Consider the following 21,266-nt stretch of genomic DNA (forward strand, 5'->3'; position numbering starts at 1 on the left):
CTGATGCCCTCACCCCAGCCCTCTCCCGCAGGGAGAGGGAGAAAGGTCATTACAGCGCCAGCAGGCGCTCAACGGACGGCGCAAAGTAGTAGCCGCCGGTCACCGGTTTGGTGAAGCGCAGCATGGCGTCGCGCTTGCCGTCGGTATCACCGAACATGCTCAGCAGCTGCTGCTCAATGTTATACAGGCGCGCGCAGTACGCGCAGAAGTAGAGGCCGTGCGTGCCGCTTGCCGTGCCGTAAGGCAGGCTCTGGCGGACAATCTTCAGCCCTTTGCCGTCTTCTTTGAGGTCAACGCGGGTCAGGTGAGAGGTTACAGGACGGTCGTCGCCGTCGATCTCTTCGTTGGCTTCTTTAGTGCGGCCAATCATCATCTCCTGGTCGTGCACGCTCATGCGGTTAAGCTGCTTGAGGTTGTGCTCCCAGCGCTGCACGAACACGTAGCTGCCGCCCGCGTCCACGCCGTCTTTGATTACCGCGACTTCACGACGCGTCTCTTCACCCGCCGGGTTTTCGGTGCCGTCGACGAAGCCGCTCAGATCGCGCTCTTCCACCCAGCGGAAGCCGTGAACCTCTTCCTGCACCTCAATGCTGTCGCCAAAGGCCGCTACTGCCGCCTGGGCAACGGAGAAGTTCACGTCGTGACGCAGGGAGAGAATGTGGATCAGCACGTCGTACTGGGTTGCCGGAGCCAGACCTTTGCCGTAAGGGATGAAGTCTTTTAGCTCTTCCGCCCCTTCGCCACCGCTCAGCTGACGCCAGACGTTATTGCCAAAGGCAACAACGGCGCCGAGGTGCGCTTCCGGGAATTTGGCCTGGAAGGTGGCCAGCTTATCAACAAACGCTTTACCGGCCGCACGCAGGGCATCCACGTCCCCTTTAACATTGGCTTCAATCCAAATCGCCGCGCGGCAATGTTCTGGCAAAATGCCACTCTGAACCTGAGACATCGCTCCTCCTGAAATAAAGATGCCACGTCAGCGTGGCATTGATGGCGGCTATTATACCCGGATTTCAGCGAGGCGGTTTGTTCAGGCGCAAATTACTGCTTCCAGAGTATTTTGCTCACTTTCCAGCTCCTGAGCGTGTCGTCAGACGGCATCAGACCTTCCGGGCCGCTCCAGGTTCCGGTGAAGACATAGCTGATGTGCTGGCTGCCCTCAGCCTTACATTCCACCGCGACCTTGTCGTCAGACGGCAGGCTGGTGCAGTTGCCAAAGGCCTGCTTATAAAGGTCGCTGAACGCCGTCCCCACCTTCACACCGCTCGCCGTCGGAATATCCTCATCCATCACAGCGATACGGTTTACGGTGCCTTTGTCACCGTTAATCACCAGCGCCAGCTTGTCGCCCTTCAGCGCTTCGTAATAGCGAACAATATTGCCATTCTCCGTTTTCATGCCGCTGCGCAGGCGGTAATCGCCGCTGAGCGCATCCTGAATAGCGTCATGATCCAGCGACGTCGCGGCGGTAATTTTCCCCACGCCCTGCTCGGTCACTTCCGTTGATGAGCCAAACCAGTTCCACGGATACGCGGCTGACCAGTTAATGGAGGAGAGCGTCGAACAGCCGGTCAACGCCAGCGGGAGAGCGCATAAAAGTAAACGCAGCGATTTCATTGAAACGTCCTTTCTTGTTAAATCAACGCTTGTTGGAGTGCGACATCGGCAAAAAGTGCCGGATTAATCATCCTGATCGGCAAAACAGGCGCGAAGACGCGGGTTGGTCAGCAGCCACAGCAGCGCCACAATATCGGCAACCACCAGCGCAACGCCGGTGCCCGTCGGCGGTTCACCGTACCACCAGAGTACCGGCTGCCAGAAGAGCAGCGCAACCTGGGCGAGGATCAGCAGCCAGCGAAGCGCGCGCCAGAAACGTGGGATCGCATGCCGTCGTCCGCTGCACAAAAAAGCGACCACCGCCGGTACGCCCGGCAGTAAGCCGAGCCAGAAGGCGTCGTGATCGGGATAAAAGAGATTCAGCAGCGTGTCGCCCTGCCCGCGAGACGCGGCGGCCATCACAAACAGCACCCAGGTCCGGGCCTGGAGCAGCAGAACGCACCAGAATAAAAAGGGCAGCCTGACGCGGCCCTGCGCGTCATAGTCTGCCGGATGGATCTCAGTACTCTTCATCTTCGATCAGACGCTTTCCTAAACTCAGCACGTCGGAATGCTCGTAGCCCAGACGCTCATACATGCCCAGCACCACGTCGTTATCTTCCCGCACCATGATCTGGATTTTCGGGCAGCCGCGGGCGATCAGCTTCTTCTCGAGCCGGTTCAGCAGCGCATTGGCAATGCCGCGGCCACGGTATTCGGGGTGGACGCCCAGATAATAGGCCGAGCCGCGGTGGCCGTCATAACCGCCCATGACCGTCCCCACAACCTCGCCATTGACTTCCGCGACCAGAAACAGACTGACGTCGTGATTCACCTTACGTTCGATATCCATTTCCGGATCGTTCCACGGACGCAGCAGATCGCAGCGCTCCCAAAGGGTGATCACCTCTTCGAAATCTTCCTGGCGAAAAACGCGTATCTCCATGGTATTAACCGCCTTTTCGGGTTTAAAAACAGTGATTATGGCGCGAAGCTCGCCTTTCGCCAATAACCGGGGAAAATCTCGCCAAAATTTGGCATAATGTCACTTTGTCACGTATTGAAATGAAAAGTAAAACAATTCTCAACATGGACTGTCGTAACGGGAAACACGATACGATATAACACCAGGACCCCATTTTTTAGTATTCAGGCCGCATGAGCACATTCAAACCATTAAAAGCACTCACATCGCGTCGTCAGGTTCTCAAAGCGGGGCTGGCGGCCTTAACGTTAACGGGCATCGCAAAGCAGGCTCAGGCAAAAGACGAGAGCACGCTCAAAACCAGTAACGGACACAGCAAACCGAAAACCAAAAAGCCGGGCGCGAAGCGTCTGGTAATGCTCGACCCGGGCCACGGCGGTATTGATACCGGCGCCATCGGCAAAAACGGGTCAAAAGAAAAACACGTCGTGCTGGCAATTGCAAAAAATGTGCGCGCAATTTTACGCAGCAACGGCATTGACGCCCGTCTGACGCGCTCTGGCGACACCTTTATTCCACTGTATGACCGCGTTGAGATCGCCCACCAGCACGGTGCGGATCTGTTTATGTCGATTCACGCCGACGGCTTTACCAACCCTTCTGCGGCCGGCGCCTCGGTGTTTGCACTCTCTAACCGTGGCGCCAGTAGCGCCATGGCAAAATACCTCTCCGACCGCGAAAACCGGGCGGATGAAGTCGCCGGGAAAAAAGCCACCGACAAAGATCACCTGCTTCAGCAGGTGCTGTTCGACCTCGTGCAGACGGATACGATTAAAAACAGCCTGACGCTCGGCTCGCATATTCTGAAGAAGATTAAGCCAGTGCATCGTCTGCACAGTAAAGGCACCGAGCAGGCGGCATTCGTGGTGCTGAAGTCGCCGTCCATCCCGTCCGTGCTGGTGGAAACGTCCTTTATTACCAACCCGGAAGAAGAGCGGCTCCTCGGCACCACGGCGTTTCGTCAGAAGATCGCCAACGCCATCGCCTCCGGCATTATCAGTTACTTCAACTGGTTCGATAACCAAAAAGCGCACTCCAGGAAACGTTGATGAAACCCGATGCTCAACTGGTCAAAACCTTCCTGCTGCAGCTGCAGGATGAAATCTGCCAGAAACTGGCTGCCGCAGACGGCGGTGAATTTCAGGAAGATAACTGGCAGCGTGAGGCCGGAGGCGGCGGGCGCAGCCGCGTGCTGCGAAACGGCGGCATCTTTGAACAGGCTGGCGTGAATTTTTCCCACGTTCACGGCGACGCCATGCCCGCGTCTGCGACGGCGCATCGTCCTGAACTCGCGGGCCGCAGCTTCGAGGCGATGGGCGTTTCGCTGGTAGTGCACCCGCACAACCCGTTCGTGCCGACCAGCCACGCCAACGTACGCTTTTTCATTGCGGAAAAACCAGGCGCCGACCCGGTCTGGTGGTTCGGCGGCGGTTTCGATTTAACGCCCTACTACGGCTTCGAAGAAGATGCCGTGCACTGGCACACCACCGCGCGGGATCTTTGCCTGCCGTTTGGCGAAGACGTCTACCCGAAATTTAAAAAGTGGTGCGACGACTACTTTTACCTGAAGCACCGCGATGAGCAGCGCGGCATCGGCGGGCTGTTCTTTGACGATCTCAACACGCCAGATTTTGATACCGCGTTCAGCTTTATGCGCGCGGTAGGCGAAGGGTATACCGACGCTTATCTGCCCATCGTCGAGCGCCGTAAAAATACCGACTACGGCGTGCGCGAGCGCGAGTTCCAGCTTTACCGCCGCGGGCGCTACGTGGAGTTCAACCTGGTGTGGGACCGCGGGACGCTGTTCGGCCTGCAGACCGGGGGGCGCACGGAGTCGATTCTGATGTCGATGCCGCCGCTGGTGCGCTGGGAGTACTGCTACGAACCAAAAGAAGGCAGCCCGGAGGCTGCCTTGCGTGAGTTTATTCAGGTTCGGGACTGGGTGTAGCCCTTATGCCCTCTCCCTTTGGGAGAGGGTAAAAATTACAGCGGCTGCGTCTGCGCCTCAACCACCGCCAGCGCCACCATGTTCACGATACGACGCACAGAGGCAATCGGCGTTAACACGTGCACCGGTTTCGCCACGCCCATCAGTACAGGCCCTACGGTCACCCCTTCAGAGCTGGAGACGCGCAGCAGGTTGTAGCTGATACGCGCCGCTTCCACGTTCGGCATAATCAGTATGTTGGCCGACCCCTTCAGCGGGCTGTCCGGCATACGTTCGTTACGGATGCTCTCCACCAGCGCGGCATCGCCGTGCATCTCCCCGTCAATCATCAGCTCCGGCGCACGCTCGCGCACCAGCTCCAGCGTCTGACGCATTTTGCAGGCCGCCGCGGATTTAGACGAACCAAAGTTAGAGTGCGACAGCAGCGCCACCTTCGGCTCAATACCAAAGCGACGCACGGTCTCGGCGGCCATCACCGTGATTTCCGCCAGCTCGTCCGGGGTCGGATCGTCGTTAACGTAAGTATCCGCAATAAAGGTGTTGCCGCTCGGCAGCAGCAGCGCGTTCATCGCCCCGGCGGTATGGACGCCGTCGCGATAGCCGAAGATCTCCTGCACCACGCTAAAGTGCTCGTGGTAGTCGCCGATGGTGCCGCAGATCAGCGCATCCGCCTCGCCGCGATGCACCATGATCGCGCCGATCACCGTCGTGTTGCTGATCACCGCTTTCTGCGCCTGCTCCTGGGTGATCCCCCGGCGCTTCATGATCGCGTAGTATTCGCTCCAGTACTCTTTGAAGCGCGGATCGGATTCGTTGTTAACGATCTCGAAGTCGACGCCCGGCTTAATCTGCAGGCCCAGCTTCTGGATACGCATTTCAATCACGCTCGGACGACCAATCAGGATCGGTTTCGCCAGGCCTAAGGTGATCAGCTCCTGGGTGGCGTGCAGCACGCGCGCCTCTTCCCCTTCCGCCAGCACCACGCGCTTCGCGTCGGCGCGGGCCTGAGAGAAGATCGGCTTCATGAACAGGTTCGTTTTATAGACAAACTCGGTGAGCTTATCGACGTAAGCGTCGAAATCGTGAATCGGACGCGTCGCTACGCCGGAGTCCATCGCCGCTTTGGCCACCGCAGGGGCAATTTTAACAATCAGACGCGGGTCGAACGGTTTTGGAATGATGTAGTCCGGACCAAAGCTCAGATCCTGATCGCCGTAGGCGGACGCAACCACTTCGCTCTGCTCGGCGTGCGCCAGCTCCGCGATGGCGTGAACGGCGGCAAGCTTCATCTCTTCGTTGATCGCCGTTGCGCCGACGTCCAGCGCGCCGCGGAAGATGAACGGGAAGCAGAGCACGTTGTTGACCTGGTTCGGGTAGTCCGAACGGCCGGTACAGATGATGGCGTCTTCGCGCACCGCTTTCGCCAGCGGCGGCAGGATTTCCGGCTCAGGGTTCGCCAGGGCCAGGATCATTGGCGCACGCGCCATCTTCTTCACCATCTCCTGGGTCAGTACTTTCGGACCCGAGCAGCCGAGGAAGATATCCGCGCCGTCGATCACGTCGTCCAGGGTGCGCTTACCGTCGTCGTCGACCGCGTACGCCGCTTTGGTTTCCGCCATGTTCGGCTCGCGGTCTTTATAGATAACGCCCTTGGAGTCGCAGACCACAATGTTGTGTTTCTGCATACCCAGCGCCACCAGCAGGTTCATACAGGCGATGGCCGCGGCGCCTGCGCCAGAGACGACCATGCGCACGTCGGAGAGATTTTTCTCTACCACGCGCAGGCCGTTGAGAATTGCGGCGGTGCTGATAATCGCGGTTCCGTGCTGGTCATCATGGAACACGGGAATGTTCATACGCTCGCGCAGCTTCTGCTCGATATAGAAACATTCCGGCGCTTTGATGTCTTCCAGGTTGATCCCGCCGAAGGTCGGCTCCAGCGCGGCCACCACGTTGATGAATTTGTCAGGATCGAGTTCATCCACCTCGATATCGAACACGTCGATACCGGCGAATTTCTTGAACAGTACCCCCTTCCCTTCCATCACCGGCTTACCGGCCAGCGCGCCGATGTTGCCCAGCCCCAGCACCGCCGTGCCGTTAGAGATCACGGCGACAAGGTTGCCGCGCGCGGTGTATTTGTAGGCCGCCAGCGGGTCTTTTTCGATTTCCAGACACGGGGCTGCGACGCCCGGCGAATAGGCCAGCGCCAGATCGCGCTGGGTTGCCAGCGGCTTGGTTGGGGAGACCTGGATTTTGCCCGGGACAGGGAACTCGTGAAAATCGAGGGCACTCTGTTTCAACTGCTCATCCATCTTATTTTTCCTTTCACGTATCGGTCAAAAGGGTGACGTAAGCGATCCTGATGCACACCCTGGTGTGCCGCCTAGTATCGCCTCAGGCCGCCTCCTAAACTTTGAAGGCAGCCAAACTCTCACCATCACACATTAAAAATTGTTATCAATTTATAACAGCCATGTTACCCGTCTCAAAAGCAATGCCTCCCCCGTCTGCTATGCTTTTTTGTTAAGTCCATCATGATTTTTCCAGAAGTGTGAACTAACGCACTCATCTAACTCTTTTATTTCCAAGGAGTAATTATTTATGAACCAGCTAGACGGCATCAAAAAATTCACCACCGTGGTTGCAGACAGCGGCGATATCGAGTCGATTCGCCACTATCAGCCGGAGGACGCGACCACTAACCCTTCGCTACTGCTCAAAGCTGCAGGGCTTGCCCATTTTAGCCATCTGATTGATGACGCCATTGCCTACGGTAAACAGCGCGGGAAAACGCAGGAGCAGCAGGTTGCCGAAGCCAGCGATAAGTTGGCGGTTAATTTTGGTGCGGAAATTCTTAAAAGCATCCCGGGCCGCGTCTCGACCGAAGTCGACGCCCGCCTCTCGTTCGATAAAGAAAAGAGCATTAATAAGGCGCGTCGCCTGGTGGAACTGTACGAGGAGCAGGGGATCGATAAATCACGCATTCTGATCAAGCTGGCCTCCACCTGGGAAGGCATCCGCGCGGCAGAGGTGCTGGAAAAAGAGGGCATCCACTGCAACCTGACGCTGCTGTTCTCGTTTGCCCAGGCGCGCGCCTGCGCTGAAGCGGGCGTGTTCCTCGTCTCGCCGTTTGTCGGGCGCATCTACGACTGGTATCAGGCGAAACAGCCGATGGATCCGTACGTGGTGGATGAGGATCCGGGCGTGAAATCGGTCCGTAATATCTACGACTACTACAAACAGCACCGCTATGAAACCATCGTGATGGGGGCCAGCTTCCGCCGTACCGAGCAGATCCTCGCCCTGGCAGGCTGCGACCGTCTGACCATCTCCCCTAACCTGCTCCAGGAGCTCCAGGACAAAGAAGAAACGGTGATCCGCAAGCTGGTGCCGACCTCCACCGTTCTGCCAAAACCGAAAGCCATGACCGAAGCGGAATTCCGCTGGGAGCACAATCAGGACGCCATGGCCGTGGAAAAACTGGCGGACGGCATCCGCCAGTTCGCCGTCGACCAGCGCAAACTTGAAGATCTTCTCGCCGCCAAACTTTAACCTTGCCACGGAGTGAACTATGTCCCGTAAAGAGCTAGCCAATGCCATTCGCGCCCTCAGCATGGATGCCGTGCAAAAAGCCAATTCCGGCCACCCCGGCGCGCCGATGGGCATGGCTGATATTGCCGAAGTGCTGTGGAACGACTTTCTGAAGCACAACCCCAATGACCCGACCTGGTACGATCGCGACCGCTTTATTCTCTCCAACGGTCACGCCTCAATGCTGCTCTACAGCCTGCTGCACCTTTCCGGCTACGATCTGCCGCTTGAGGAGCTGAAAAACTTCCGCCAGCTGCACTCCAAAACGCCGGGGCACCCGGAAATTGGCTATACCCCGGGGGTGGAAACGACGACCGGACCACTCGGTCAGGGGCTGGCCAATGCGGTCGGGCTGGCGATTGCTGAACGCACGCTGGCGGCACAGTTTAACCAGCCGGACCACGAGATTGTCGACCACTACACCTACGTGTTTATGGGCGACGGCTGCCTGATGGAGGGGATTTCACATGAGGTCTGCTCCCTGGCGGGCACGCTGGGGCTCGGCAAACTGATTGGCTTCTACGATCACAACGGCATCTCCATCGACGGGGAGACCGAAGGCTGGTTTACCGACGATACGGCAAAACGCTTTGAAGCCTACCACTGGCACGTGGTGCACGAGATCGACGGCCACGACCCTGAAGCGGTGAAAAAAGCGATTCAGGAAGCGCAGAGCGTGAAGGATAAACCGTCCCTGATTATCTGCCGCACGGTCATCGGCTTCGGCTCGCCGAACAAGGCGGGCAAAGAGGAGGCGCACGGCGCGGCGCTGGGCGAGGAGGAAGTCGCGCTGACCCGGCAGAAGCTGGGGTGGAAACATCCACCGTTTGAGATCCCGAAAGAGATCTACAGAGCCTGGGATGCCCGTGAGGCGGGTGAAAAGGCCCAGCAGGCCTGGAACGAGAAGTTTGCCGCCTACAAAAAAGCGCACCCGGATCTCGCCGCCGAGTTTTCCCGCCGCATGAGCGGCGGCCTGCCGGAGGACTGGGACGATAAAACCCAGGCGCTGATTGAAAACCTGCAGTCCAACCCGGCGAAAATCGCCACCCGCAAGGCGTCGCAAAATACCCTGAACGCAATCGGCCCTCTTCTGCCCGAACTGCTCGGCGGCTCGGCGGATCTGGCGCCCAGCAACCTGACTATCTGGTCGGGCTCAAAATCGCTGAAAGAGGACATCGCCGGGAACTACATCCACTACGGCGTGCGCGAGTTCGGGATGACCGCCATTGCCAACGGCATCGCCCATCACGGCGGGTTTGTGCCGTACACCGCCACCTTCCTGATGTTCGTCGAGTACGCCCGTAACGCGGCGCGCATGGCGGCCTTAATGAAGGCGCGGCAGATTATGGTCTACACCCACGACTCCATCGGGCTGGGGGAAGACGGGCCTACGCACCAGGCGGTTGAACAGCTGGCGAGCCTGCGCCTGACGCCCAACTTCAGCACCTGGCGTCCGTGCGATCAGGTCGAAGCGGCGGTGGGCTGGAAGCTGGCGGTAGAACGCCACAACGGCCCAACGGCACTGATTCTGTCACGCCAGAACCTGGCGCAGATTGAGCGAACCCCGGAGCAGGTCAAAAACATCGCCCGCGGCGGCTACATCCTGAAGGACAGCGGCGGCAAGCCGGACGTGATCCTGATTGCGACCGGGTCCGAGGTGGAAATCACGGTGAAAGCGGCGGAGAAACTGACTGCCGAAGGTCACGCGGTGCGCGTGGTGTCCCTGCCCTCAACGGACATTTTCGACGCCCAGGACGAGGCGTACCGGGAATCGGTCCTGCCGTCCAGCGTCGCGGCTCGCGTAGCGGTGGAAGCCGGTATTGCCGACTACTGGTACAAATATGTCGGGCTCAAAGGGGCGATTGTCGGCATGCGGGGCTACGGCGAGTCCGCCCCTGCCGATAAGCTGTTCCCGTACTTCGGCTTTACCGTTGAGAACGTGGTGGAGAAGGCGCTGAGCGTACTGTAGTGTTTTACCGCGTGATCCACAGCGTGGGCCAGGCATCTGGCCCGTTCCAGTTGTCGCAGCTGGGCTCCTCAGCGTAGCGCACCAGACGGAAACGCTGGCCGTCAAAACGCCAGCGCGTCTGGATCCCGCAATCACCCAAACCGCGCCCCAGCGCGAGCGTTGTCAGCTCGCGCGTCTTTTCATCAAAGCTGGCGTTCATCAACTCCATTTCGCTCCCGTCGCCTGACGGCGTAAACGGCAGACGCAGCCTGACGCTGCGCGCGGTGAACGGTTTTTTACGTGATACCAGCCACGCCAGATCGACCGTGTTATAGGCCCCCGCCTCGCAGCTGACGATCAGCAGCGCTTTGTCATCGGTTAACGCGGTGACGCGCACTTCCCGACGGTTAGGATCCAGCGAGCACTGGCTTGCGTTCATCCGCCCGGTACCATAGTCCAGCAGGGCGTTCAGTTCGGCGTGGGAGAGCGGCGTCGGGGTCGGGTTGACGACCGCCACCTTTTTAAGGGCAGGAGCAGGCGGAACGCTTAACGGCGGATCGTCACCTTTCTTGATCCACGCGGTTTCGCTGCCGACGCGCTTTTGCTGCGCATCAATGAACAGCAGCGCGGCTTTCAGACCGCTCAGCGAAATAACCTGCTTGCCGTCGCGCAGGGTCAGGGCCTTCCCTTCCTGGATGTTTTTCAGAAAGGCGGTGATGGTAGCCGCATCGTCCGTTTTAAGATGCCAGGGCGTGAGCTGCCAGCGCTGTTTGTCCAGCTTCAGGGGAACGTTATCCAGCAGCAGCCGGGGGGCAATCTCTGGCTCTTTTACCGAGGGCGTATCAAGGCCGCCGAGATCGATACGCAGCGTGGCGTCCGTTTTCGCGCCGGCGCTACGGGTGAGCGTCATGACCAGACCACGGTGTTCACCGGTATTGCGTGCGAGGCAAAAATTCTGGTTATTGCAGGTTACCTGCCAGTCGGAGAAGGCTTGCTGGGCAGGTGCAGCCCGCACCTGCGGCGCGAGGAGCACACAAAACAGGTAAAACAAAAAGACGCTGTAGCGCATGAATGACACAATCCCGGAACGAAAACGCTTAACTGGGCAGTATCTTCGTGTTCCCGCCGGGGTTGCTCAATCGGATTTATCAGATATACCCGAAAAACAGGCTATATCCGTTCGAAAGTGGTGTTCATCAGCCCGGTTGTCTGTAAATACTGCAGTAATATCACCGCTTTACCATCCCTGATTTCGCCTGAACGCACCATCTCCACCGCCCGGGCAAAAGGAAGCTCCAGCACTTCGATATCTTCATCCTCCACGCCACCGCCCCGGTGAGTGCGCTGCGCGTCGCTGTATTCCGCAATGAAGAAATGCACAATTTCCGTTACGCCGCCCGGCGACATAAACAGCTCGAAGACCTTTTTGACCTCGCCCACTTCGAAGCCGGTCTCTTCCACGGCCTCTTTGCGGATACAAACTTCCGGCTCATCATCATCGAGCAGGCCCGCGCAGGTTTCAATCAGACGTCCGTCAGGGTTGCCATTAACCCATGTCGCCACCCTGAACTGACGGATCAGCACCACGCTCTGCTTTTCACGGTTATAGAGCAGAATAGTTGCCCCGTTGCCGCGGTCGTAGACCTCGCGTTTGTGGCGGATCACCTCACCGTTGTTACGCGTAAGATCATAGGTGATGTTACGCAGGACAAAGTAGTTTTCAGAGAGAATTTTGTCTTTGATAACGTCAATTTTCAGGGTCATACGGGCTCCACAACACAATGAGTCGTCCTATACTACGCCGTGAATCCCGCTTTGTCGCCCGCCGGTTTAATGATGTTTTGGCGCGTTAACTCCAAGCCAGTCGAGTATCCCCTGCGCCGCATGACGTCCTTCCGCCATTGCGGTCACCACCAGATCCGCGCCGCGAACCGCATCGCCCCCGGCGAAGATCTGTGGGTTAGTCGTCTGGTAACGGTAGCGGCTCTCGACGGAGGCAACGATCCGCCCCCGGTCATCCGTTTCGACACCCTGCGCCTGCAGCCACGGCATCGCGTGCGGGTTAAAACCAAACGCCATGATGACCGCATCAGCGGCCATCACGAACTCGCTGCCCGCCACGGGAACCGGTCGACGCCGTCCCTGCGCGTCCGGTTCACCGAGCTCGGTACGCAGCATCCGGATACCGTTGATCTTACCGTTCGGATCCAGCGTCAGCTCAACCGGCTGGACGTTAAATTCAAACGCCGCGCCCTCTTCTCGGGCGTTCTTCACCTCTTTCTTCGAGCCAGGCATATTGGCCTCATCCCGACGATAGGCGCAGGTCACCTTTGCCGCGCCGTGGCGTAACGCGGTGCGGACGCAGTCCATCGCGGTATCGCCCCCGCCAAGCACCACCACGTTTAAGCCCTGGGTATCGATAAACGGTTCGCTGGCCGTCGACTCCAGCCCCATAACATGGCGCGTGTTACCTACAAGGAAAGGCAGCGCGTCATAGACCCCAGGCGCGTCTTCATGCGGGATACCCGCCTTCATCGAGCGGTAGGTTCCCACGCCAATAAACAGGGCGTCGTACTCGTTCTTTAACTGCGACATCGACACGTCCTGGCCCACCTCGCAGTTCAGCTCGAAGCGGATCCCCATCGCGGTAAATATCTCTCTGCGCCGCGCGAGCAGCGATTTGTCCAGCTTGAATGCCGGGATGCCAAAGGTCAGCAATCCGCCAATTTCCGGATGCCGGTCATAGACCGTCACACTCGCGCCGCTGCGCGCCAGCACGTCGGCGCACGCCAGCCCGGCGGGCCCCGCGCCGACGATCGCGACACGTTTACCTGTCGGCGTGACGGCGGACATATCCGGCCGCCAGCCCATCGCCAGCGCCCGATCGGAGATATAGCGCTCGATGTTACCGATGGTCACGGATCCCGCCTCTTCACGTATTGTGCAGGCACCCTCGCATAATCGGTCCTGCGGACAGACGCGGCCGGTAATTTCAGGTAAACAGTTGGTCTGATGTGAAAGCTCGACCGCGCCGGCGATATCCCCCGCGTTGAGGCGCTCGATCCACTGCGGGATGTGGTTATGCAGCGGGCAGGTCCATTCGCAAATGCTGTGCTCTCCGCATTTCAGGCAGCGCGACGCCTCACGGGCGGCCTGCTCGTCCCGGAACGGCAGGTAAATTTCGTTAAAATGGCCCACGCGTTCTGCGGCAGCCAGCTTGTCGGGCTCGCCGCGTGGCGGGGTTGTTTGCATCTGATGCAGTTTGGTGCGCGAAGCGTCCTCTCTGACGGCTTCCGCATGCCAGGGCTGCGCTTCCAGGCAGGCCGTGCGCTGGCGGCGCGATTTCGCCAGAGTATCAAGGACAGCAGGCGTCGCCAGTGAGAGGACATCTGCCGGGCAATTTTCGATACAGGCCGGGCCGTGTAGCCGCGTCAGACAGAGATCGCATTTATTCGCCGAGGCCTTCACGCCGCCGTTGTCGAGCGGGGTGACGATAATCTCCATCGTGCCAAACGGGCAGGCCACCACGCAGGCCTTACAGCCGATGCATTTTTGTTGATTCACCTGTACGCTGTCATCGCATTTGCTGATGGCGCCGTTCGGACAGCTTTGCGCGCAGGGCGCGTTTTCACAGTGATGACAGGTGACGGGGCTACTCTTCTCGCCGGACCTCAGGACCGTAATGCGGGGATGAAAATGGCGCTCGCTCAGGACGTGCTGCTCATCGTTGTGCGCCATCACGCAGGCCACTTCGCAGGCGCGACACCCGATGCACTGCTGGCTGTTAGCCATAATAAAACGATTCATAACCACACCTGTTTTTGGTTCAATAACCTTATTCTTTGTATGAATATGGTATTTACGCATCACGGCGCGATCGGGCAATGTTCAAATGCCCGGAATGCCGAATTATTTACAGTGAACCTGTAGCAGATCAATTTTATTCAGAGAGCCGTTCTGTGACCGTTAAACGACCCGTTTCCGGAAGCCTTGCCTGGGCTTTCTTTTCGATAATTGCCTTATCCGTGCTGACCAGCACCGTCGCGCTGCTGACGCTAGCCAGCAGCCAGCGTGACGCCGAAGCCATTAATATCGCGGGTTCGCTGCGCATGCAGAGCTATCGTCTGGGCTACGAGATGCAGCGCAACAGCCCTGCCCTTGCCGCGCATCGCGACAGCTGGCAACGGACGCTGAGCGCGCCTGCCCTGCAGAAGCTGAACCGCTGGTACGTCCCGGACAATGTTAAAGCGCGCTACCAGCAGCTGCACGTGGCCTGGCTGGAGATGGATGCGCGCATCGCCCGCGGCGACAGCGCGTGGTATCAAACCCACATTGAGGATTTTGTCGGCCGCATTGATGCCTTTGTGCTCGCCCTCCAGCACTACACCGAACATAAAATTCAGACGGTGACCCTGCTCTCGCTGGCGGGCGCTCTCGGGATCCTGCTGCTGACGCTATTTACCCTGCGAGGCATCCGTCGCCAGGTGGTGTTTCCGCTTAACAATCTGGTGGCGGCCAGCGAACGGGTTGAGCGTGGCGAATTTACAACCCCGGCGCCCGATACCGCCCTGCCGAACGAGCTGGGCCAACTCTCCCGCGCCTTCAACCACATGTCCGCCGAGCTGGCTACGCTCTACCGTTCTCTCGAAGCCTCGGTCGCGGAAAAGACTCGGCATTTGCATGAAGCCCACCAGCAGCTCGACATGCTGTTCAAATGCTCGCAGGCGCTGAATACCGGCCAGATAGACAGCCACTGCTTTCGGCATATCCTGCAGATTGTCCATGACTATACGCAGATGAATTATCTCGAACTGCGCACCAGCGACGACTGGCGGCTGTCTGAAGGGACGGAGTCACATGGCATTCCTCTGCAGCACCTGCCGGTACTGATGCAGGACACCCTTTACGGCGAGCTGCGCTGGCAAAGCGAGACGGACAGCGTCCCCCTTCCGCTGATGAGAAGCGTGGCGACCATGCTCGGGCGCGGGCTGTACTTTAACCAGGCGCAAAAACATTACCAGCAGCTGCTGCTGATGGAAGAGCGCGCCACCATTGCACGCGAGCTGCACGATTCGCTGGCGCAGGTGCTGTCGTATCTGCGCATTCAGCTTGCGCTACTCAAACGCGCCGTGCCCGAAGAAAATACCCCGGCGCAGACCATCATCACCGACTTCTCCCGCGAGCTGAACAATGCCTGGCAGCAGCTTCGCGAGCTGCTTACCACCTTCCGCCTGACGCTCAACCACGCGAACTTACCCGCGGCGCTGCAGGAGTCCCTCGACGTCCTGCAGAGCCAGACGCAGGCGAAGCTGCATCTCGACTGCCGCCTCTCCTCGCTGGCGCTGGACGCGCAAAAGCAGGTGCATTTGCTGCAGATCGTGCGTGAGGCCGTGCTGAACGCCATTAAGCACGCGCAGGCCAGCGAGATCACCGTCAGCTGCGTGACCGCCGTGGACGGTACGCACAGCGTCAGCATACGCGATAACGGCATCGGGATTGGCGAAGCCAGCGAGCCGCCGGGACACTACGGCCTGAACATTATGCGCGAACGCGCGCAACGGCTCGGCGGGATGCTGCACTTCTCGCAGCCGCAAAACGGCGGCACGCTGGTCAGCGTGACGTTCCCGGCGCCCGCGCCGTTAACGGGTAAATAACGGTAAAGAGGGAAGCGCAGGGAAAAGCGCATGATAATTTACATTATCTCCTTTATTTCTCCACGTTTGACCTGGGCCTTACCGCTAAAGTTATGCGGGCAATAAACAATAATGACGTGCAGCAAAACGAGGTCACTCTTTCATGGCGAATTTTTTCATCGATCGCCCCATTTTTGCCTGGGTGCTTGCCATCCTGTTGTGTCTGACAGGTGTCCTGGCGATTACTTCACTTCCTGTTGAGCAATACCCCGATCTGGCACCGCCTAACGTGCGCGTCACCGCAAACTACCCCGGCGCTTCCGCACAAACGCTGGAAAACACCGTGACGCAGGTTATCGAGCAGAACATGACGGGTCTGGATAACCTGATGTACATGTCCTCGCAAAGTAGCGCCACGGGCCAGGCGACGGTTACCCTGAGCTTTAAGGCGGGCACCGACCCGGACGAAGCGGTGCAGCAGGTGCAAAACCAGCTGCAGTCGGCCATGCGCAAGCTGCCCCAGGCGGTGCAGAATCAGGGCGTGACCGTGCGTAAAACCGGTGATACCAACATTTTGACCATCGCGTTTGTCTCGACAGATGGCTCGATGGATAAACAGGACATTGCCGACTACGTCGCCAGTAATATTCAGGATCCCATCAGCCGTATCAACGGCGTCGGGGATATCGACGCCTACGGCTCACAGTACTCTATGCGCATCTGGCTCGACCCCAACAAGCTGAACAGCGTCCAGATGACGGCAACCGACGTGACGAATGCCATCAAGGCCCAGAACGCCCAGATTGCGGTGGGGCAGCTGGGGGGAACACCGTCCGTCGATAAGCAGGCCCTGAACGCCACCATCAATTCTCAATCCCTGCTGCAGACGCCGGACCAGTTCCGCAACATCACCCTGCGCGTGAATCAGGATGGGTCGGAAGTGCGTCTGGGCGATGTCGCCACGGTGGAAATGGGGGCGGAAAAATATGACTACCTGAGCCGCTTTAACGGCAACCAGGCCTCCGGTCTGGGGATAAAGCTTGCCTCCGGCGCAAACGAAATGGCCACGGCAAAACTGGTGTTAGACCGTCTGGACGAGCTTTCACAGTATTTCCCGCACGGGCTGGAGTATAAAGTCGCCTATGAAACCACCTCCTTCGTTAAAGCGTCGATCGAGGACGTGGTGAAGACCCTGCTGGAAGCCATCGCGCTGGTGTTCCTGGTGATGTACCTGTTCCTGCAAAACTTCCGCGCGACGCTGATCCCTACCATTGCCGTTCCCGTGGTGCTGCTGGGGACCTTTGCGGTGCTTTACGCCTTCGGGTACAGCATTAATACCCTGACGATGTTTGCGATGGTGCTGGCGATTGGCCTTCTGGTGGATGATGCCATCGTGGTGGTTGAAAACGTCGAGCGCATCATGAGCGAAGAAGGACTCTCCCCGCGCCAGGCGACGCGAAAATCCATGGGGCAAATTCAGGGGGCGCTGGTCGGTATTGCGATGGTGCTGTCGGCCGTCTTTATCCCGATGGCCTTCTTTGGCGGCACAACCGGGGCGATTTACCGTCAGTTCTCAATAACCATCGTCTCGGCGATGGTTCTCTCCGTGCTGGTGGCGCTGATCCTTACCCCTGCGCTGTGCGCCACTATTCTGAAACCGCTGCACAAAGGGGAGCAGCACGGGCAAAAAGGGTTCTTCGGCTGGTTTAACCGGATGTTCAACCGCAATGCCGCGCGGTATGAATCTGCCGTCGGTGGCGTGCTCCATCGCAGCCTGCGCTGGATGATGATTTACGTTGTGCTGCTGGGCGGCATGGTCTGGCTGTTTATGCATCTCCCCACCTCGTTCCTGCCTATGGAAGACCGGGGCATGTTCACCACCTCGGTGCAGCTCCCGAGCGGCGCAACGCAGCAGCAGACGCTGAAAGTGGTCCAGAAAGTGGAGCAGTACTTCTTCACCAAAGAGAAAGATAACGTTGTGTCGGTCTTCTCCACCGTGGGCTCTGGCCCGGGCGGAAACGGGCAGAACGTCGCCCGCATGTTCGTCCGCCTGAAGGACTGGGACGAGCGCGATACCCGAACGGGAACGTCATTTGCCATTATTGAACGTGCGACCAAAGCCTTTGCGCATATTAAAGAGGCGCGCGTCTTCGCCAGCAGCCCGCCGGCGATAAGCGGTCTGGGCAGTTCCGCCGGGTTTGATATGGAGCTGCAGGATCACGCCGGCGCGGGCCACACGGCGCTGATGGCGGCACGCGATAAGCTGTTAGCGCTGGCGGGCAACGATCCTGGCCTGACCCGCGTTCGCCATAACGGTCTTGACGACAGCCCGCAGCTCCAGGTGGATATCGATCAGCGTAAGGCGCAGGCGCTTGGCGTGTCGATCAACGATATCAACGATACCCTGCAGACGGCGTGGGGCTCGAGCTATGTGAATGACTTTATGGATCGCGGCCGCGTGAAAAAAGTGTATGTCCAGTCCGCCGCGCCGTTCCGCATGCTGCCGGATGATATAAACCGCTGGTTTGTCAGGAATAACGCTGGCGGCATGGTGCCGTTCTCCGCGTTTGCCACCTCGCACTGGGAGAGCGGTTCGCCGCGTCTGGAGCGCTATAACGGCTACTCTGCGGTTGAAATCGTCGGGGAAGCTGCGCCGGGCGTCAGTACCGGTACCGCTATGGATACCATGGAAAAACTGGTCCAGCAGCTGCCCGCCGGTTTTGGTCTGGAGTGGACGGCCATGTCCTACCAGGAGCGTCTCTCCGGGGCACAGGCTCCCGCACTTTACGCGCTCTCTCTGCTGGTGGTCTTCCTCTGCCTAGCCGCACTGTATGAAAGCTGGTCGGTACCGTTCTCGGTCATGCTGGTCGTGCCGCTTGGCGTCATCGGTGCGCTGCTGGCGACCTGGATGCGCGGCCTCGAGAACGATGTTTACTTCCAGGTGGGTCTGCTCACCGTGATTGGGCTATCGGCGAAAAACGCCATTCTGATCGTTGAATTTGCCAACGAGATGAATGCCAAAGGCCACGAGCTGATGGCCGCCACGCTGCACGCCTGCCGTCAGCGCTTACGCCCGATCCTGATGACGTCGCTGGCGTTTGTCTTTGGCGTACTGCCGATGGCAACCAGTACGGGTGCAGGCTCCAGCAGCCAGCATGCCGTCGGGACGGGGGTGATGGGCGGCATGATTTCGGCAACCATCCTGGCCATTTACTTCGTGCCGTTGTTCTTTGTGCTGGTGCGTCGTCGCTTCCCGCTAAAGGAACGGGCTGAGTAAGTGATTGAAATAAAAAAAGGCGGCTTTATCGGCCGCCTTTTTATTGTGTGATTAATTCACACTATGGTTATTTTACTTATTTTAGTGCTCTTGCAATTCTTACTGAATGTCATTTACGAAGCATGCCTTCGATAAAATCTTTCCAGTTCCCCAGTTCACGTTCAATCATAACAACCTCTCTTATTATTATGCGCATTCTACAAAAACGGACCATCATTGTGAAGACTATTTAACCAATTGCTGTGATTGTACCCCACGTCCTGCGGGGATTTATGATAAATATGAACGGAGAGGCCTCAATTTTTTGTGACGGCTAGCAATATTTTGAAATAACCCTCCGAACGGGTGAGTTTTATTTTACCCGCTGAGTTTATTCGAAATTTAAACTTTATGGACATCTATGCTTAAAGGGTGAAAGAATATTCAGCGTACAGATGTGAGTTGAATTAAGAAGAAGCGTAAATCCAGACGATTCCTGAATGTGTTATATTCTACTTAAGGATATATCTTCGAATTTACTGAACATTTAATCATCATTAGGTCAAAAGGATTCACCATGGTTGTGATGTACGGCATTAAAAATTGCGACACCATCAAAAAAGCCCGCCGCTGGCTGGAAGCAAACGGCGTGGAGTACCGTTTCCACGATTACCGAGCCGACGGGCTTGATGCAGAATTTCTGCATAGCGCGATCGGCGAACTGGGGTGGGAAGCCCTGCTGAACACGCGCGGCACCACCTGGCGTAAGCTGGATGAATCTCTGCGTGCCAGCATTAACAACGCCGACAGCGCGGCAAAACTGATGCTCGACATGCCGGCAATTATCAAACGCCCATTGCTCTGCGCGCCAGGGCAGCCTATGCTGCTGGGTTTCAGTGAAACCCTTTATTCCGACTTTTTTCGTTGAGGTGTAGTTTATGTCATGCCCGGTCATTGAGCTGACTCAGCAGCTTATTCGCCGTCCTTCCCTTAGCCCGGACGACGCAGGTTGTCAGGCACTTATGATTGAGCGCCTGCGTGCCATCGGTTTTACCGTTGAACGCATGGATTTTGGCGATACTCAGAACTTCTGGGCGTGGCGCGGACAGGGCGAAACGCTGGCCTTTGCCGGGCATACTGACGTCGTTCCCGCCGGTGACGCGGATCGCTGGATTAACCCGCCGTTTGAGCCGACCATCCGCGACGGCATGCTGTTTGGTCGTGGCGCGGCAGACATGAAAGGCTCGCTGGCGGCGATGGTCGTGGCGGCAGAGCGCTTTGTGGCTCAGCATCCAAACCACAAAAACCGTCTGGCGTTTTTAATCACCTCCGACGAAGAAGCCAGCGCCCATAACGGTACCGTGAAGGTCGTTGAAGCGCTGATGGCGCGTAACGAGCGTCTCGACTACTGCCTGGTCGGTGAGCCGTCCAGTACCGAAGTGGTGGGTGATGTCGTCAAAAACGGGCGCCGCGGCTCGCTGACCTGTAACCTGACCATTCACGGCGTTCAGGGGCACGTTGCTTACCCGCATCTGGCCGATAACCCGGTCCATCGCGCTGCGCCAATGCTGAGCGAACTGGTGGGCATCGAGTGGGATAAAGGCAACGAATTCTTCCCGCCAACCAGCATGCAGATCGCGAACGTCAAGGCCGGGACCGGCAGCAACAACGTGATCCCGGGTGATTACTTCGTCCAGTTTAACTTCCGCTTCAGCACCGAACTGACCGATGAGATGATCAAGGCGCGCGTTATCGCGCTGCTGGAAAAATATCACCTGCGCTACACCGTGGAGTGGTGGCTTTCCGGCCAGCCGTTCCTGACGCATCGCGGTAAGCTGGTGGATGCGGTGGTGAACGCCATCGAGCACTATAATGAAATTAAGCCACAGCTGCTGACAACGGGTGGCACCTCAGACGGACGCTTTATCGCCCGTATGGGTGCCCAGGTTGTCGAACTGGGTCCAGTGAACGCAACCATTCATAAAATCAATGAGTGTGTCAATGCGGCAGATTTGCAACTGCTGGCCCGTATGTATCAACGTATTATGGAGCAACTCGTCGCCTGACGAACGCTCTGAGAGGAATAGCGAATGGATTGGCTTTCAAAGTACTGGTGGATTCTGGTGTTAGTTTTTCTGGTTGGCGTACTGCTGAACGTGATTAAAGATCTTAAGCGCGTTGACCATAAAAAATTTCTCGCCAATAAACCGGATCTTCCCCCGCACCGTGATTTTAACGACAAGTGGGACGATGACGACGACTGGCCGAAGAAGGACCAGAAGAAGTAATCCCCTCACCCCCAGCCC

Annotated in this window: 18 protein-coding genes; 9 read left to right on the forward strand and 9 right to left on the reverse strand. The window is 58.0% G+C overall.

Annotated elements, in window-relative coordinates; all coding sequences use genetic code 11:
- Positions 1–49: 49 nt before the first annotated feature.
- From IM317_RS19230 to IM317_RS19245, 4 genes are all read right to left on the reverse strand, one after another.
- Complete coding sequence (locus tag IM317_RS19230) at positions 50–949, reverse strand: Dyp-type peroxidase (RefSeq protein WP_033146154.1); 900 nt, start codon at positions 947–949, stop codon at positions 50–52.
- A gap of 92 nt (positions 950–1,041) precedes the next feature.
- Positions 1,042–1,617: an RpoE-regulated lipoprotein gene (locus IM317_RS19235; protein WP_033146155.1), complete on the reverse strand. Its 576-nt coding sequence runs from the start codon at positions 1,615–1,617 to the stop codon at positions 1,042–1,044.
- A gap of 63 nt (positions 1,618–1,680) precedes the next feature.
- Entirely contained in the window at positions 1,681–2,130 is a 450-nt protein-coding gene (locus IM317_RS19240) for a DUF2919 domain-containing protein (RefSeq protein ID WP_033146156.1), read from the reverse strand.
- The gene (locus IM317_RS19245) at positions 2,117–2,542 is read right to left on the reverse strand and encodes a GNAT family acetyltransferase (protein WP_023308738.1); all 426 of its coding nucleotides are present in this window, start codon (positions 2,540–2,542) and stop codon (positions 2,117–2,119) included. Before IM317_RS19245 ends, IM317_RS19240 begins: the two co-directional genes overlap by 14 nt.
- Before the next feature lie 212 nt (positions 2,543–2,754).
- Between IM317_RS19245 and amiA the strand changes: the two genes are divergently transcribed.
- Positions 2,755–3,630: an N-acetylmuramoyl-L-alanine amidase AmiA gene (gene amiA / locus IM317_RS19250; RefSeq protein WP_023308739.1), complete on the forward strand. Its 876-nt coding sequence runs from the start codon at positions 2,755–2,757 to the stop codon at positions 3,628–3,630.
- Positions 3,630–4,529, forward strand: a complete 900-nt coding sequence (gene hemF, locus IM317_RS19255; RefSeq protein WP_029739984.1) for an oxygen-dependent coproporphyrinogen oxidase — start codon at positions 3,630–3,632, stop codon at positions 4,527–4,529. Before amiA ends, hemF begins: the two co-directional genes overlap by 1 nt.
- Positions 4,530–4,564: 35 nt before the next feature.
- Here hemF and maeB read toward each other — a convergent pair whose 3' ends face one another.
- On the reverse strand, positions 4,565–6,844 hold the full coding sequence (gene maeB, locus IM317_RS19260; protein WP_023308741.1) for an NADP-dependent oxaloacetate-decarboxylating malate dehydrogenase: 2,280 nt from the start codon (positions 6,842–6,844) through the stop codon (positions 4,565–4,567).
- A 289-nt stretch (positions 6,845–7,133) separates the two neighbouring features.
- On the opposite strand from maeB, the gene tal reads away from it, so the two are divergent.
- On the forward strand, positions 7,134–8,084 hold the full coding sequence (gene tal / locus IM317_RS19265) for a transaldolase (protein ID WP_033146157.1): 951 nt from the start codon (positions 7,134–7,136) through the stop codon (positions 8,082–8,084).
- Between the two features lie 19 nt (positions 8,085–8,103).
- On the forward strand, positions 8,104–10,092 hold the full coding sequence (gene tkt / locus IM317_RS19270; protein ID WP_033146158.1) for a transketolase: 1,989 nt from the start codon (positions 8,104–8,106) through the stop codon (positions 10,090–10,092).
- Between the two features lie 4 nt (positions 10,093–10,096).
- Here tkt and IM317_RS19275 read toward each other — a convergent pair whose 3' ends face one another.
- The 3 genes from IM317_RS19275 to aegA form a co-directional block, all read right to left on the reverse strand.
- On the reverse strand, positions 10,097–11,140 hold the full coding sequence (locus tag IM317_RS19275) for a DUF1176 domain-containing protein (RefSeq protein ID WP_033146159.1): 1,044 nt from the start codon (positions 11,138–11,140) through the stop codon (positions 10,097–10,099).
- Between the two features lie 101 nt (positions 11,141–11,241).
- Positions 11,242–11,835, reverse strand: coding sequence for a GDP-mannose pyrophosphatase NudK (nudK, locus tag IM317_RS19280; RefSeq protein WP_033146160.1), 594 nt, complete (start codon positions 11,833–11,835; stop codon positions 11,242–11,244).
- A 66-nt stretch (positions 11,836–11,901) separates the two neighbouring features.
- Positions 11,902–13,878: a formate-dependent uric acid utilization protein AegA gene (gene aegA / locus IM317_RS19285; RefSeq protein WP_033146161.1), complete on the reverse strand. Its 1,977-nt coding sequence runs from the start codon at positions 13,876–13,878 to the stop codon at positions 11,902–11,904.
- A 152-nt stretch (positions 13,879–14,030) separates the two neighbouring features.
- Between aegA and narQ the strand changes: the two genes are divergently transcribed.
- Positions 14,031–15,725, forward strand: coding sequence for a nitrate/nitrite two-component system sensor histidine kinase NarQ (gene narQ / locus IM317_RS19290; protein WP_033146162.1), 1,695 nt, complete (start codon positions 14,031–14,033; stop codon positions 15,723–15,725).
- Between the two features lie 142 nt (positions 15,726–15,867).
- Complete coding sequence (gene acrD / locus IM317_RS19295) at positions 15,868–18,981, forward strand: multidrug efflux RND transporter permease AcrD (RefSeq protein ID WP_033146163.1); 3,114 nt, start codon at positions 15,868–15,870, stop codon at positions 18,979–18,981.
- A gap of 109 nt (positions 18,982–19,090) precedes the next feature.
- On the opposite strand, the gene ypfM is transcribed toward acrD, so the two are convergent.
- Positions 19,091–19,150 (reverse strand): protein YpfM, encoded by a 60-nt coding sequence (ypfM, locus tag IM317_RS19300; protein WP_015572204.1) that lies wholly within the window; start codon positions 19,148–19,150, stop codon positions 19,091–19,093.
- A gap of 387 nt (positions 19,151–19,537) precedes the next feature.
- Between ypfM and IM317_RS19305 the strand changes: the two genes are divergently transcribed.
- Genes IM317_RS19305 through IM317_RS19315 form a run of 3 tightly spaced genes read left to right on the forward strand, consistent with a single transcriptional unit; the run spans position 19,538 to position 21,248 of the window.
- On the forward strand, positions 19,538–19,888 hold the full coding sequence (locus tag IM317_RS19305) for an ArsC family reductase (protein ID WP_033146164.1): 351 nt from the start codon (positions 19,538–19,540) through the stop codon (positions 19,886–19,888).
- A gap of 10 nt (positions 19,889–19,898) precedes the next feature.
- Positions 19,899–21,026, forward strand: coding sequence for a succinyl-diaminopimelate desuccinylase (gene dapE / locus IM317_RS19310; protein ID WP_033146165.1), 1,128 nt, complete (start codon positions 19,899–19,901; stop codon positions 21,024–21,026).
- 24 nt (positions 21,027–21,050) lie between these two features.
- A complete protein-coding gene (locus IM317_RS19315) occupies positions 21,051–21,248 on the forward strand; it encodes a YpfN family protein (protein WP_014171111.1) in 198 nt (65 codons plus the stop codon).
- The last annotated feature ends 18 nt before the right edge of the window (positions 21,249–21,266 follow it).

The sequence above is a fragment of the Enterobacter cloacae complex sp. S3 genome (genome assembly GCF_014930495.1).
Taxonomy (GTDB): domain Bacteria; phylum Pseudomonadota; class Gammaproteobacteria; order Enterobacterales; family Enterobacteriaceae; genus Enterobacter; species Enterobacter asburiae_B.

Bases quoted from the DNA above. Each gene is read 5' to 3' on its own strand.
- IM317_RS19305 (WP_033146164.1), top strand. From the start codon at position 19,538: ATGGTTGTGATGTACGGCATTAAAAATTGCGACACCATCAAAAAAGCC.
- IM317_RS19235 (WP_033146155.1), bottom strand. From the start codon at position 1,617: ATGAAATCGCTGCGTTTACTTTTATGCGCTCTCCCGCTGGCGTTGACC.
- nudK (WP_033146160.1), bottom strand. From the start codon at position 11,835: ATGACCCTGAAAATTGACGTTATCAAAGACAAAATTCTCTCTGAAAAC.
- acrD (WP_033146163.1), top strand. From the start codon at position 15,868: ATGGCGAATTTTTTCATCGATCGCCCCATTTTTGCCTGGGTGCTTGCC.
- IM317_RS19240 (WP_033146156.1), bottom strand. From the start codon at position 2,130: ATGAAGAGTACTGAGATCCATCCGGCAGACTATGACGCGCAGGGCCGC.
- aegA (WP_033146161.1), bottom strand. From the start codon at position 13,878: ATGAATCGTTTTATTATGGCTAACAGCCAGCAGTGCATCGGGTGTCGC.
- IM317_RS19315 (WP_014171111.1), top strand. From the start codon at position 21,051: ATGGATTGGCTTTCAAAGTACTGGTGGATTCTGGTGTTAGTTTTTCTG.
- tkt (WP_033146158.1), top strand. From the start codon at position 8,104: ATGTCCCGTAAAGAGCTAGCCAATGCCATTCGCGCCCTCAGCATGGAT.
- IM317_RS19230 (WP_033146154.1), bottom strand. From the start codon at position 949: ATGTCTCAGGTTCAGAGTGGCATTTTGCCAGAACATTGCCGCGCGGCG.
- tal (WP_033146157.1), top strand. From the start codon at position 7,134: ATGAACCAGCTAGACGGCATCAAAAAATTCACCACCGTGGTTGCAGAC.
- IM317_RS19275 (WP_033146159.1), bottom strand. From the start codon at position 11,140: ATGCGCTACAGCGTCTTTTTGTTTTACCTGTTTTGTGTGCTCCTCGCG.
- IM317_RS19245 (WP_023308738.1), bottom strand. From the start codon at position 2,542: ATGGAGATACGCGTTTTTCGCCAGGAAGATTTCGAAGAGGTGATCACC.
- dapE (WP_033146165.1), top strand. From the start codon at position 19,899: ATGTCATGCCCGGTCATTGAGCTGACTCAGCAGCTTATTCGCCGTCCT.
- amiA (WP_023308739.1), top strand. From the start codon at position 2,755: ATGAGCACATTCAAACCATTAAAAGCACTCACATCGCGTCGTCAGGTT.
- hemF (WP_029739984.1), top strand. From the start codon at position 3,630: ATGAAACCCGATGCTCAACTGGTCAAAACCTTCCTGCTGCAGCTGCAG.
- maeB (WP_023308741.1), bottom strand. From the start codon at position 6,844: ATGGATGAGCAGTTGAAACAGAGTGCCCTCGATTTTCACGAGTTCCCT.